A 12,584-nucleotide genomic window follows, 5' to 3' on the forward strand; every position below is an offset into this window, starting at 1 on the left:
GTGTTACTCACCCGTCCGCCGCTCATTCCACAGGCTTCCCTCCGAAGAGTTCCGCCTGCTTCCTGCGCACGACTTGCATGTATTAGGCACGCCGCCAGCGTTCGTCCTGAGCCAGGATCAAACTCTCCACTAAAATGTGAAGATCATTGATCTTCCAGCACCGGCATGATAACCGGTCTTTCAAGACGGAATCTGGCTAAAGATTCCTGTAAAAATTGACAGAGAATGATTCATTCTCTTGTTCCTTCTCATCATCTTTTGTTTAGTTTTCAAAGAGCTGTTTCGTGCGCCGCTCGTTTTCGGCGACTTTATTAATATAGCACGTGGACGTTTGTACCGTCAATAACTTTTTTGAAAAAGTTATTTGTGCTGTTGTCGGCTGCGGTCTCTTCCGCGGCGACAAATAATAATATAGCACAGAGCAGAAATCGACGCAATACATGATCTTGAATTTTTCAAACCGTCTTTCTAAGAAATGCGGATGTTTCCTGCTGAGGCTTCTTCATTGAGGATATGCAGGACGCCGACTGCCGGAGGGAGTGGTTCCGTTACGGTTGCTGCTGCCTCCACGAGATCCTACTCTGCAGGAAGCCAGGATGAAAGTGGATTGATCTTCTCTTTCATTCGGCCGCTCACGTTGAAACTCCGTTCTTAAAGCAGACGATGCAGACATGAAGATGACACCGATCCAAGTCTTGCGGCATCGCTGCTCTCTTTTTGAGCGGGATATGGTTGGGGCCCACCGCTTTCCAGCATAAGAAAGACGGCCGGGCTCAAGGTCCATTCGAGACGGCTCCCTCCATGAAGTGGAAATTGCCAGCCGTGTATTTGCGATGGTAGAGGGTCTCTCCTCCTGCCTTTTCCAGCTTCACGTCGATGATACCTTTTCTCACAAGGTATTCGAGTAACAAGCTCAGCTCTGCTGTTGTTGTGCTTGGGAGGCGGTGACGAAGTTCGTCAGCTTCCCAGGCTCCTGCTCTTTCTCTCATCACGGTGAGCAGATGAGCCGTTCCTTCGCGCGTTTTGGCTCCAATTTCGTATTCCAGTGCCAGAATGAGAAGATCGAGTCTTTCCGGAAGTGGATCCTCTCCCGCAATCAATTCCGTGTACAGTTTAAAAATATCCGGGTTCACCTTTTTTATTTCTTCCCACACCGGACTCCGCGGCGCAAGACCGTGCTCAATAAAGGACAGGCGGGCGAGGTGCAGCAGGACCTCCATGATTTTATGAAACGCGTCCAAATACTGAAAGGATCGAAAAAGCCCTTTCGCCTCTTCAAAATAACCAATAGACCGGGCAAACTCCCGTCCTGCGGAAACCTCCCGTTCTTCCGCTGACATCGTACTTATGTTATGAAGGATGTTATTCGCACCCTGATTTTTATCAAAGATAACCTCGCCGTTCATGAACCAGTCTATCGTATGGATACGCCGATGGTAGTCGAGCCACTCCGTTTCCATTGCTTTCGTAATCGTGTGGACGGCAGCTCTCCAGTTCCCCGATTCATAGTGGTGAATCCTCCAAGGGTGTTCAGCGTCTTCTTGAACAATGAGGAAGAGGGCATCAAAGTATTCTGAGGACAGCTTATCTTCTGACTTTGTTTGAAAGACGATCATTGAAAGGGTGAGAGGACTGCCGCTGTGTTCTTGATATAGTTCACGCATCATTTCTTCCATGACAGGAACTCCTCCATTCCTTGGGTACTGGTTAAATAATTCGACAAAGAACAGTCGTTTCCTCTAAATATCTTACAGTCCGTCACGGGAAGTGAAAGAAGTTCTTTATGGAGGAGGCATGCTGCATGCACCAGCTCAAGCCGCGGCGGCCGGTTTGATACAAGCTGTTGAAAGATCCTGGACCCTTCCCTTTTGCTGCTTCCCGGTCAGATCCTTACGGAGGCATCGCCCTCTGGACGTCACCGGGGCAGGAACAAAAGCGCAAAGCGCCTTTTGGTCGGAACGGCTTGTACTGCAGGTTCTTTGAGGGAAGCATGGGTTCTTCCTGCTTCCCGAGCAGCTGTCAGAGCCGCCGTCACCCTTAATGAAATCTTATATATTCTTATACTTAGCAAAAGGGTCGGTAGACAAAGCAGTAAGTTAGAAAAGCGGTTTCCTTCTATTAAGATGAACTGTTTCAGCGTTTTCTTTTCTGTGCCTTCGCTTCCACCTGTGCTATAATATTGCCGAAAGGCGTGATATTCATGTTTAGTTCTACGAGTAAAATCAATAAAATCCGGACATTTGCCCTTGTGCTTATCTTTGCCGGTATTATCATTATGTATCTTGGTTTATTCTTTCAGACTATGCCTCTTATTATGACCACATTCATGCTCCTTGGATTTTTCGCCATCATCGCCAGTACGATCATCTATTTCTGGATTGGGATGATGTCGTCGAAAGCGGTACAGGTCACGTGTCCGGAATGCGAAAAGCCGACGAAAGTTCTCGGCAGGGTGGATGCCTGCATGCACTGCAGCGAACCATTGACACTGGACCCGGATTTGGAAGGGAAAGAATTCGACCCGCAGTATAATAATAGATCAAATAAAAGCAGAACCGGCGAGTAACCGGTTCTGCTTTTATTTAATGCCTGCTTCTGCCGCTGCAGTCAGGGCATGTTCCATATACTTCCATTCGGTGCGTTCTTACTTTAAATCCTGCTACATGTTCTGCCAGCGTCTCGACTTCATCGAGACCCGGGTAATGAAAGTCTACAATTTTCCCACACCCATCGCAGATCACGTGATAATGATCCGATGTATTGCTGTCGAACCGGCTGGATGAATCTCCATACGTCAACTCACGTACAAGTCCGGCCTCTTTAAATACCCGGAGGTTGTTATACACAGTGGCAACACTCATGTTGGGAAAGCGGCTCTCCAGTGCTTTGTAGATATCATCGGCAGTAGGATGAATTTGAGCTTCAAATAAATATTCCAGAATAGCATGGCGCTGCGGCGTCATCCTCACCTTCGTACTCTTCAATGATTGAAGGGCTTCACGGAGCTCTTGACTTTCCATCACTCTCACCTCTCATTCGAACAGACAGATTTACGCATGTATCGTGTCCCTGTTGAGACAGTTCAACATAAATTATCAGGTAATAATACTTACAATCAGTATATCGGAGACTTCTGTTTTATGTCAACGAAGGCCATTCAGCCGATGAAAGGAATACTGTCTTTCGCATCGATCATAAAGGAGGTGTACCGATGGCCCCCTTCTCCAGTAAGTCCCTTTTTCTTCTCATGCTCCAAGCAGATCTGCTGCATCTGTCCGCGGAGTGCCTCTGCGTCCTCTGGATCAATACCAATCAGAAACGTTGTGCTCCCTCTTTTGAGAAACCCTCCGCTGCTGGCGAGCTCTGTCATTCGGTAGCCGGCACTGGTCAACCCTTCTTCCATCGCTTCTCTATACCTTCTCTGTACAATACAGATCATCAGCTTCATTGGTATCCCTCCTTTATTAGTACCCTTTTTCCGGATCGACCAGGTTCCAGTATGATTCTTCTCCTCCGCGGTAGACTTCCATATTCCAATGAAAAATATCCATCGACCTGGGCTGGTATTGTGGTGATATGCCGGACAGATGCGGGGTGACCGTAATCTTCGGATGATCCCAGAAAGGATGCTCCACTGGAAGAGGTTCAGTATCGAAAACATCCAGCACAGCCGATCCAGGTCTTCCTTCATCTACAGCGGCTATCAACGCCTCATCATCCACCGCATTCCCCCGGCCCATGTTAATGAAAAGGGCATGCTCCTGCATCTTCTCAAAAGCTGCTCTCGAGAATAAGCCATCTGTCTCCGGCATCTTCGGGAGAACCGATATCACAAAATCCGCCCGGGGCAGGTGTTTGAGAAGGTCCTCCACTGGATACACCTGATCAAAATGGTCGACATGCTTCCCTGAAGCGTTGACGCCGATCGTGTGCATACCGAAAGCCTGTGCCAGCCGGGCGGTTTCGCTGCCGATAGCCCCGGCACCGGCAATCAGCAGCTGCTTCCCGCGCAGCTCCTCCATTACTGGAGCGCGTGACCAGTAGTGTTCCTGTTCCTGCTTCTGCACGACCTCCGTTTTGCGGGAATAATGCAGCATCCGATGAACCGCGTATTCAGCCATCGGCCCGGCATGAATGCCTTTTGCATTGGTAACGAGAATGTCTCTGGCGGCAATCTCTTCAAACGGCATTTCGTCCATTCCGGCTGAGATCACCATGATCCAGCGCAGGGATACCATGTTTTTTATATCCTGACCTGTCAAGTCTTCTCCATACGTAATGAAGATTTCTGCCTCCCCTAAATAGGGAGCTGCTTCTTTGATGTTACGAAAGAAATAAAACGTTTCCTGCGGAAAACGACGTTTCAAGTCGTCAGCCAGATCTTCCCGCAGTCCTGCCGAAGATACCACCGCCACGAACAACCACGACCTTTCCTACTCGGTTTCTATACGGAATTGGAGCTGGGACGAATGCGTTTCTCCGTCATCCCAGTTCAACAGCGCCCTCCCGCTCACACTGGAGGTGTTCTCACAGGCGGGGCACGGTTCTGAATAGTCGATTGTACCATCAAAATCGTCCAGCTCCAGATTTTGATAAAAGAAGCCCTTCACGGCACTGTCGACGAAAAATTCAATCGACTGCACCTCCTCAACGGTTACGTTCTCTCCCGCTTCCAGACGAAGGCCCATCATCGTTTCGCCGCTGTCAGCCTCATCGATATAAAAGACTGCTTCCCAGTCTTCCGTCTCCGATGCGTCTTCGTGATCGGGCTGGAACGGTCCCTCATAATCATCCTGCATCCAAAATACGACTCCGCCTATTAATGCGATGATGATAAGAAAAGGCAGCATCTGCTTCATGCGTTACCCCACCTTTCTACTTTTATTTTAGCAGAGAAAGCCGGTAAAAGCAGTTCCTGTCTGTTCCCTCACGAAAGAATATTTAGATATACTCTCTCCCCCGGGAATACCGCTTTCTTTCCTGCCGCCGCCGCATGTTATACTAATGAGAACGAAAGCGATGGCAGGAGTGAATGCATCATGAAATGGATTCTTATCGCCGCGGGCCTTGTTCTGACAGCCTGCAGCAGTAGAGAGACCCTCGATGAAATTGAAGGTCATGCGGCTGGACCTCCGGATGGATATGGACGATTGTTCATCTTAATTGAAGATAACGTCGGCGGTCCTTACATCAGGGAAGACACGTCGAGACATCCGCTGCGCGATTTCGAGCTTGAAGCATATGCTGCCTCCGTCCGGATGGATGAAGAAGTAAGCACCGGAGAAGAAAGTATCCGTGCAGCCGAGCTTGCACCGAATCAGAAGGTGCGTCTTGAACTCGAAGAGCCGATTGAAAGAAAAAGCACCTCGCTCGAAAGGTACTTGACGTATCAGCCGCGATTTATTCCCGGCGTAGAGCATGCTCGACTGGAGGCGGAACCATACAGCACTGAAGAACTTTATACCTTTTATGAACCGCTTCAGGAGGAAGACTACCGCATCCTCACGACCGAAGCGGAGAGTGCAGAGTGGACGCTCTATTTCTCCTCTTTTCGTGAGCATCTTCAGGAAAGGGAGCGGCTGTCGGTCGAATTTTTGGAAGGACAGGAACAGGAAGTGATGGATGCCCGGTTCACCCTGCTCACCTCTAATGGCCCCATCCTTGAAACGAATGATCCTGAAGAAATTGCCGGCGCTTTCCCGAATCCGTAAAGCACCCCCTCCTCCTTCTTCCCCGACTATGATACAATGATGCAGGAAAAACCGGAGGAGGATGCTAGGATGAAACGCAGCAATTCAGAAAAATTATATCAGGAAGCAGAAACGAAAATTCTCGGAGGAGTCAACAGTCCTTCACGAGCATATAAAGGCGTAAACGGCGGCACCCCTGTTTTTATGGAAAAAGGCAGTGGTGCTTACTTATGGGACGAGGATGGGAACCGTTACATCGACTACCTGGCAGCTTATGGGCCGATCATCACCGGACACGCCCATCCGCACATCACGAACACGCTGCAGCGTGCGGCCGAGGACAGTGTACTCATCGGCACACCGACAAAGTACGAAAATGAATTCGCTTCGATGCTGCAGGAAGCTGTCCCTTCCCTGGAACGTGTGCGATTCGTGAATTCGGGTACGGAAGCAGTAATGACCACCATTCGTGTCGCTAGAGCTTATACAGGCCGTAATAAAATGATTAAATTTGCCGGCTGTTATCACGGTCACTCGGATCCGGTCCTCGTCGCTGCCGGTTCCGGCCCCTCTACTACGGGCAATCCGGATTCCGCCGGTGTCACGGCGAGTACGGCAGCGGATGTGATCACGGTCCCATTTAACGATCCCGATGCTCTGGAAAAAGCGCTGGCTTCCTTCGGGGCAGAGACTGCCGGCATTCTCGTCGAACCGATCGTCGGAAACTTCGGCATCGTTGAACCAGAAAGCGGGTTTCTTGAGAAAGTCAACGAGCTGGCTCATGCGAATGGATCGCTCGTCATCTACGATGAGGTTATTACCGCTTTCCGTTTCATGTACGGCGGCGCGCAGAATCTGCTCGGTGTCGAGCCTGACCTTACCGCAATGGGCAAAATCATCGGCGGAGGGCTGCCGATCGGCGCCTACGGAGGGAGAAAAGACATCATGGAACAAATCTCTCCGCTCGGTCCTGCCTATCAGGCAGGTACCATGGCCGGCAACCCCGCCTCAATCCGAACAGGCATCGCGTGTTTGGAAGTGCTTCAGCAAGAAGGAACGTATGAGTACCTCGACCGTCTTGGAGCGAGGCTGCAGGAAGGAATCGAAGCCGCTGCCGCATCGTATCACGTACCGGCCATCGTCCAGCGGCTGAAGGGCGCCCTGACCGTCTATTTCGGAGTCGATCATGTACAGAACTACGCGCATGCTGAAGCTTCTTCCACCGACATGTTCGCGCTGTTCTTCCATGCGATGCTGGATAAGGGCGTTCATCTTGCACCCTCGAAGTACGAAGCATGGTTTCTTACCACGGCGCATACGGAACAGGATATAGAAGATACCATTCGAAAAGTAGAAGAAGTCTTCGCAGAAAACGACTTTTCCGTGCAGGCTTCAGCAGAATAGCAGACTTCTGTCTGCAAAAACGAGAGAGAAAGGATTACGTATCATGAAACTCGGTGCCCGGATTTTTAAAACTGGCCTGGCAGTCACGCTCGCCCTGTATGCTGCTATGTGGCTTGATTTCGTAAATCCTGCCTTCGCCGGGCTGGCTGCTTTCTTCGCCGTCCAGCCCTCGGTTCATAAAAGCCTGACGCTGATCTGGGATCAAATTCAGGCGAACATCATCAGTGCACTCCTCGCAGTTGCCTTCGTTACTGCGTTCGGGAGTGAACCTTTTGTCATTGGTGCGGTCGTTGTCCTTGTGATTGCGATCCACATCAAGTGGAAAAAAGAATCAATCATTCCGCTGGCTGTTGTCACCGCCGTTATCATCATGGGAAGCCCTGCAGATAACTTTTACCTTCTCGCAGCTGACCGGTTCCTGCTCGTGATGACGGGTGTCTTTTCCGCTTTTGTCGTGAATATGCTGTTTCTCCCTCCGAAGCACGAAAATCAAATGTATCATAAAATTTCCGGCATCAATGAGGAGATCATGCAGTGGATCCGGCTCCTTCTGCACCATGATATTGATTATCGAACGCTGAAAGAGGATGAGCAGCGGATCCGCGATTCCATCGTCAAACTAGAATCCATCTTCTCGCTCTATAAAGAAGAACGCAGCCTCTTCCGGAAGCAGGAATACGCCAGGATGAGAAAGATTGTGCTGTTCCGGCAGATGATCCGTACAACACGGAAAGCGGAAGACATTTTAAAAAGCCTCGCCAAGCATGATCACGTCACGCATCAGCTGCCCGAAGAGGTCGAGGATATGCTGCGGCAGCAGCTCGATGATTTCACGAACTATCACGAGCGCATCATGCAGAAATACATGGGCCGCGTCCGTGCCCATTCCATGAACGATTTCTATGAAGAAATTACGGAGAGAAAGAAAGAGCTCGTTTCCGTGTTCTTTGTTTCCCAGCGGGACAAGGAATTCGACTATGCCTCCTGGATCCACTTCCTCCCGGTGATTGCCCTGATTATAGAGTACTCGGAGCACTTGGAGCATCTGGACCGGCTGGTGGACGGCTTTAATACGTACCACCAGGAGCATAACGAAGCAGAAATTACAGACAAAGAATTATAGCGACGTCCATGGGACCCGGTACGTGCTCTGTTGACAATGCTGCAATAGAACAAAAGCGCGGACGTCTTTTAGTCGAAACGGCTCGTGGTGAAGGAGGGCTTCGTTCTACCCGTGCATCGAGCGCAGCCGCCGTCTTCTGCCTGCACCTGCAGGATACGCTGGTCGATGCTGATCGATCTTGATACCAGAAGACCGGCTTTCCCCTGAACGGCACTTCGGAACGTCCCGCAGAGATCACAGCACGTCCCCCCTGTTAAACACAAAAAGACCAGCCTCTGCGGTACTATCCGCCGGCTGGTCTTTTTACGTCTCCCTGCTCCGGAATCATCAGCTCTCTTTTCTCGACAGCGTCAGCGCTTGACGAATGCCTTCTTTAAAAGAAAACTTGCCGTACATCAACACGCCGCCTTTGTAAATTCTTGCTGCTGCGATGTTGATGAGCACCGCGCTGACGACAAGGATCAGGATGATCAAGGCTGCCTCCCAGCCTGGAACGGTCCCCATACCAATCCGCAGAAACAGCAGCTGCGGAGCAAAGAAAGGCACGTAGGACAACACCCGGAATACCGTTGCATCCGGTATGTTCAGGGCAATGATCGAGAGGAAGAAAGCGATCATCGCAAGGAAGATGAGCGGCTGAATCGCCTGGTTCACTTCTTCGGCCCGGCTGACAAGGGCGCCCAGCATCGCGGCAATCCCGCCGTACAAGAAGTAGCCGAGCAGAATGAACAGCAGCGCGAATCCAATGAGGGACAGGTTTAAAATATCATCAAAGAAAAACTGGACGGCCTCTTCACCAGTCAGCCAGGCACCGGCTAAAGCAGCTCCGCCTAGAATGGACAAGTTGATGACGCCGGCCGCGCCGATGCCTGCCAGTTTGCCAAACATCTGCGTAACAGGATTAATGCTTGAGACAATCAGCTCCATCACCCGGGACGATTTTTCCGTGGCGACTTCGGTTGCAATCATGGATCCGAATGTCAGTACAATTAAGTATATCGCGAAGACGAGTATGTAGACCATCCAGTACTCCCCGCTGCCGGCTTCCGCCTGCTGCGTCTCCCCTTCTACTGGTACACGCTCGACGGAAATGGGCGCCGTCAATGCCTCGAGATCCTCTTCCGGCAGACCCGCAGATTCAGCAGCAAGCTGATCTTTCACCTGCTGGATATCTTGTTCTATCACCCCTTCTTCAACTGCAGGGATGCTGTAGAATGCCGCATCCAATGAAGCAGGCGAGCCGCTCAGAACAACACCGCCGCTCCGTGGTGCATCTGCATCAGCTTCTGCATCATCAGAAGGTTCATAGAAGACGAAGCCGTCCCGTTCTGCAAGACGCTCTGCGGCCTCCCCTTCAAACGCAGAGTGATCCTCCACATACACCTGCAGCGGCTCCGGGTCCTCCCCGCCTCCGGCTGCATCAAGCAGTGCGGGCACCTGAAAAAAACCAAAAATCAACAGTGCCATGATACCGGTGGAGATCATGAACGCCTTCGAACGAATTCTCCTGCCTGCTGTATGAAGAAACGTTGTCCAGAAGTTAGTCATCATTCTCTTCACCCGCCTTATCGAGGAAGATGTCGTGCAGCGACGGTTCTTCCAGTTCAAATTTCCTCAGAAATCCACGGGAAGCCGCCTCATGGAACAGCTTTTCTGCCACCGCTTCATTCTCCACTTTCAGTCTCGTCTCCAGCTTCGTATCCTCTCTTTCAAGGATCCCTTCGGCGTCGTCGAGAAAATCAAGCGGCATATCCGTTTTGATCGACACGCGCTTCATGTCATAGCTCCGCTTGATCTCCGATAAATGCCCCTGCAGTACAGGCTCTCCTCGTTTCAGAATGAGGATGTCGTCACACAGCTCCTCGACGTTGCGCATCTGATGGCTTGAAAATACGATCGTGGTGCCTTCCCGCTGCAGGTCGAGCACGGCAGCCTTCAGCATGTCAGCATTCACGGGGTCGAGCCCGCTGAAAGGTTCGTCCAGAATCAGCAGCTCCGGCCGATGGAGCACGGCAGCCATAAATTGGATCTTCTGCTGATTGCCTTTCGAGAGCTCTTCCACTTTTTTGTCTTTGTACTCCTGAATTTGAAAGCGGTCGAGCCAGTAATCCATTGCCGTGAGGATATCCGGCCGCTTCATTTTATTCAGCTTCATCAAGTAGATCAGCTGGTCTTTCACCGTCAGCTTCGGAAAGAGTCCCCGCTCTTCCGGCAGATAGCCGAAAAGATGCGTGCGGTGATACCCAATCCGCTCCTGTTTCCAGAGTGCCGAACCGTGCGAAGGATCCAGCAGGCCGAGGATCATGCGGAACGTGGTCGTCTTTCCGGCTCCGTTCGATCCGAGCATGCCGAACATGGCCCCTTCTTCCACTTCGACCTCGAGTGATTTGACGGCTTCATGTGCCCCGAATGTTTTGTGCAGCTGATGCAGCTCCAGTGTCATGGTTTCTCTCCTTCCGTTTTCCGTTTCCTTCCTGATATACGAAAAAGAAGGACATGCGTTTCAATTAGAGGTTCTGAATGTTGTATAGATCCGAATACCGGCCGCCGGCCCGAAGAAGTTCGGAATGTGTGCCGGTTTCGGCAATTCTTCCGTTCTCCATCACAATGATTTTATCGGCATGCGTCACTGTAGCGAGCCGATGGGCAACGAGGAACGTGGTCCTGTCACGCGCCAGGTAATCCAACGATTCCTGAATCAGCCTCTCACTTTCGAGGTCCAGTGCGCTGGTGGCTTCGTCGAAGATGAGCAGCTTTGGATCTTTCAGGAAGACACGTGCGATCGCCACACGCTGTTTTTGTCCTCCTGACAATTTCACTCCGCGCTCGCCGACTTTCGTGTCGTAACCTTCAGGCATATTCTTGATGAAGTCATGGGCGTTGGCTGCTTTCGCCGCTTCTACTACTTCTTCCTCCGTTGCATCCGGGCGCCCCATGAGGATGTTGAAGAGAATCGAATCACTGAAGATGATGTTATCCTGCAGCACCATCCCGATTTGAGAACGCAGCGACCGGACTTCATACTCGCGGATGTCTTTTCCATCCACCTTAACCGATCCCTCGGTAACGTCGTAAAACCGTGGAATAAGGCTCATAATGGTGCTCTTTCCACCGCCGCTCATCCCGACTACCGCTACCGTTTCTCCCGGATAGGCAGTGAAGTTGAGCTGATGGAGCACCGTTTCATTTTCATAAGCAAACGTCACGTCCTCGAAGCGGACTTCTCCTCTTCCGTGCGTATAAGGCACAGCGTCCGGCCTGCTTTTAATATCGTATTCTTCATCAATCAATTCAAACATTCTGTCCATCGAGGCAATCGACTGCACGAGGGTGGTGGATGAGTTGACGAGTCTGCGCAGCGGGCCGTACAGCCTTTCCATGTAAGTGGCAAAGGCGACCAGTGTTCCAACCGTCAAGTCGGCCTGGATGACCATCGCAGCTCCGACAAATATGACGAGAAGCGGCGCAGTATCCGTGATGGTATTGACTACGGCAAACGTTTTGGCATTCCACTTCGTATGGTCGAGTGCCCGGTGAAGAAAGTTTTCATTTTGATGATCAAATTGTTCCTGCTCCTTCGGTTCGAGCGCGAAACTTTTGATCACGCTGATTCCCTGCAGCCTCTCATGTAGGTGGCCCTGCACATCTGCAAGTGCCTGGGAACGACGTCTCGTCAAATCACGCAGGCGGGCATAGAAGTATTTGATAGAAAACCCGAAAAGCGGCAGCAGCGCTACGGCAGCGAGCGTCATCCATACGTCCATCGTCAGCATGATGATAATCGCCACGATAATAGTGAACATGTCGAGCCAGATATTCATCATGCCGGTCATAATGAAGTTTTTCGTCTGCTCCACGTCATTTATTACCCGGGAAATAATTTCGCCGGCTTTACGGTTGGAATAAAACTTCAGGCTCAGTTTCTGCAGGTGGTCAAACAACTGCTCCCGGATATCGTAGAGAATCCGGTTCCCCGTCCACTGGGCAAAGTACTGCCGGTAATATTCAATCGGCGGACGCAGGACGACGAAAATAAAGAAGGCGCCGCCCATTACCCAGATCAGGGAACTCATCTGGTCCTGCGTGGTCATGTTTTCCGCTCCGATCACGTCATCAATGACGTAACGCAGAATGAGCGGAATCAAAAGCGGTATGCCGAATTTAAGCATACCGATCAGAATTGTAATAATAATCTGCTTCCAGTATGGTTTTATAAATGCTAAATATCGTTTTATACTATCCACTGACACATCACCTGTTTCTACAATGGAGCACGTGCAGGCGTTTTCCTGCTCTGTTCATGTTCCGTATTGATTCTTCGTTCAAAGCCTCGATCCCTTGAGCATGAAGCGATGCCGGACAGCTGA

Annotated in this window: 12 protein-coding genes and 1 rRNA gene; 4 read left to right on the forward strand and 9 right to left on the reverse strand. The window is 50.8% G+C overall.

Annotated elements, in window-relative coordinates:
* Together G477_RS0113260 and G477_RS0113270 are read right to left on the reverse strand one after the other, a co-directional pair.
* A 16S ribosomal RNA gene (locus G477_RS0113260) occupies window positions 1-133 on the reverse strand; the annotation flags it as partial.
* Window positions 134-773: 640 nt separating this feature from the next.
* A complete protein-coding gene (locus tag G477_RS0113270) occupies window positions 774-1,676 on the reverse strand; it encodes a nucleotidyltransferase-like protein (RefSeq protein WP_026698350.1) in 903 nt (300 codons plus the stop codon).
* A gap of 524 nt (window positions 1,677-2,200) precedes the next feature.
* Between G477_RS0113270 and G477_RS0113275 the strand changes: the two genes are divergently transcribed.
* The gene (locus tag G477_RS0113275) at window positions 2,201-2,566 is read left to right on the forward strand and encodes a YgzB family protein (RefSeq protein ID WP_035212046.1); all 366 of its coding nucleotides are present in this window, start codon (window positions 2,201-2,203) and stop codon (window positions 2,564-2,566) included.
* A 16-nt stretch (window positions 2,567-2,582) separates the two neighbouring features.
* On the opposite strand, the gene perR is transcribed toward G477_RS0113275, so the two are convergent.
* The 4 genes from perR to G477_RS0113295 all read right to left on the reverse strand — a co-directional run bounded on the left by perR (window position 2,583) and on the right by G477_RS0113295 (window position 4,859).
* On the reverse strand, window positions 2,583-3,020 hold the full coding sequence (gene perR, locus G477_RS0113280) for a peroxide-responsive transcriptional repressor PerR (protein WP_026698352.1): 438 nt from the start codon (window positions 3,018-3,020) through the stop codon (window positions 2,583-2,585).
* 137 nt (window positions 3,021-3,157) lie between these two features.
* Window positions 3,158-3,448 (reverse strand): cyclic-di-AMP receptor, encoded by a 291-nt coding sequence (locus tag G477_RS0113285; RefSeq protein WP_026698353.1) that lies wholly within the window; start codon window positions 3,446-3,448, stop codon window positions 3,158-3,160.
* Window positions 3,449-3,464: 16 nt separating this feature from the next.
* Window positions 3,465-4,415, reverse strand: a complete 951-nt coding sequence (locus tag G477_RS0113290) for a D-2-hydroxyacid dehydrogenase (RefSeq protein WP_026698354.1) — start codon at window positions 4,413-4,415, stop codon at window positions 3,465-3,467.
* 18 nt (window positions 4,416-4,433) lie between these two features.
* Window positions 4,434-4,859, reverse strand: a complete 426-nt coding sequence (locus G477_RS0113295) for a hypothetical protein (protein WP_026698355.1) — start codon at window positions 4,857-4,859, stop codon at window positions 4,434-4,436.
* A gap of 180 nt (window positions 4,860-5,039) precedes the next feature.
* Between G477_RS0113295 and G477_RS0113300 the strand changes: the two genes are divergently transcribed.
* From G477_RS0113300 to G477_RS0113310, 3 genes are all read left to right on the forward strand, one after another.
* Complete coding sequence (locus G477_RS0113300; RefSeq protein ID WP_026698356.1) at window positions 5,040-5,711, forward strand: hypothetical protein; 672 nt, start codon at window positions 5,040-5,042, stop codon at window positions 5,709-5,711.
* Between the two features lie 69 nt (window positions 5,712-5,780).
* Window positions 5,781-7,094, forward strand: coding sequence for a glutamate-1-semialdehyde 2,1-aminomutase (locus G477_RS0113305; RefSeq protein ID WP_026698357.1), 1,314 nt, complete (start codon window positions 5,781-5,783; stop codon window positions 7,092-7,094).
* Window positions 7,095-7,137: 43 nt separating this feature from the next.
* Window positions 7,138-8,217 carry an FUSC family protein gene (locus G477_RS0113310; RefSeq protein WP_026698358.1) on the forward strand — a complete coding sequence of 360 codons (1,080 nt, stop codon included), beginning with the start codon at window positions 7,138-7,140 and terminating at the stop codon, window positions 8,215-8,217.
* A gap of 327 nt (window positions 8,218-8,544) precedes the next feature.
* Here the strand turns inward: G477_RS0113310 and G477_RS0113315 are convergent, their stop codons facing one another.
* The 3 genes from G477_RS0113315 to G477_RS0113325 form a co-directional block, all read right to left on the reverse strand.
* Window positions 8,545-9,768: an ABC transporter permease gene (locus G477_RS0113315; RefSeq protein ID WP_245575530.1), complete on the reverse strand. Its 1,224-nt coding sequence runs from the start codon at window positions 9,766-9,768 to the stop codon at window positions 8,545-8,547.
* Window positions 9,758-10,660, reverse strand: coding sequence for an ABC transporter ATP-binding protein (locus tag G477_RS0113320; protein WP_026698360.1), 903 nt, complete (start codon window positions 10,658-10,660; stop codon window positions 9,758-9,760). Before G477_RS0113320 ends, G477_RS0113315 begins: the two co-directional genes overlap by 11 nt.
* A gap of 64 nt (window positions 10,661-10,724) precedes the next feature.
* Window positions 10,725-12,461 (reverse strand): ABC transporter ATP-binding protein, encoded by a 1,737-nt coding sequence (locus tag G477_RS0113325; protein WP_026698361.1) that lies wholly within the window; start codon window positions 12,459-12,461, stop codon window positions 10,725-10,727.
* Window positions 12,462-12,584: the final 123 nt, after the last annotated feature.

The sequence above is a fragment of the Alkalicoccus chagannorensis DSM 18086 genome (assembly GCF_000429725.1).
GTDB lineage: Bacteria > Bacillota > Bacilli > Bacillales > Salisediminibacteriaceae > Alkalicoccus > Alkalicoccus chagannorensis.

Excerpts from the sequence above, each read along its gene's own strand:
- G477_RS0113270 (WP_026698350.1), bottom strand. The coding sequence starts at position 1,676 with ATGGAAGAAATGATGCGTGAACTATATCAAGAACACAGCGGCAGTCCT.
- G477_RS0113275 (WP_035212046.1), top strand. The coding sequence starts at position 2,201 with ATGTTTAGTTCTACGAGTAAAATCAATAAAATCCGGACATTTGCCCTT.
- perR (WP_026698352.1), bottom strand. The coding sequence starts at position 3,020 with ATGGAAAGTCAAGAGCTCCGTGAAGCCCTTCAATCATTGAAGAGTACG.
- G477_RS0113285 (WP_026698353.1), bottom strand. The coding sequence starts at position 3,448 with ATGAAGCTGATGATCTGTATTGTACAGAGAAGGTATAGAGAAGCGATG.
- G477_RS0113295 (WP_026698355.1), bottom strand. The coding sequence starts at position 4,859 with ATGAAGCAGATGCTGCCTTTTCTTATCATCATCGCATTAATAGGCGGA.
- G477_RS0113300 (WP_026698356.1), top strand. The coding sequence starts at position 5,040 with ATGAAATGGATTCTTATCGCCGCGGGCCTTGTTCTGACAGCCTGCAGC.
- G477_RS0113305 (WP_026698357.1), top strand. The coding sequence starts at position 5,781 with ATGAAACGCAGCAATTCAGAAAAATTATATCAGGAAGCAGAAACGAAA.
- G477_RS0113310 (WP_026698358.1), top strand. The coding sequence starts at position 7,138 with ATGAAACTCGGTGCCCGGATTTTTAAAACTGGCCTGGCAGTCACGCTC.
- G477_RS0113315 (WP_245575530.1), bottom strand. The coding sequence starts at position 9,768 with ATGATGACTAACTTCTGGACAACGTTTCTTCATACAGCAGGCAGGAGA.
- G477_RS0113320 (WP_026698360.1), bottom strand. The coding sequence starts at position 10,660 with ATGACACTGGAGCTGCATCAGCTGCACAAAACATTCGGGGCACATGAA.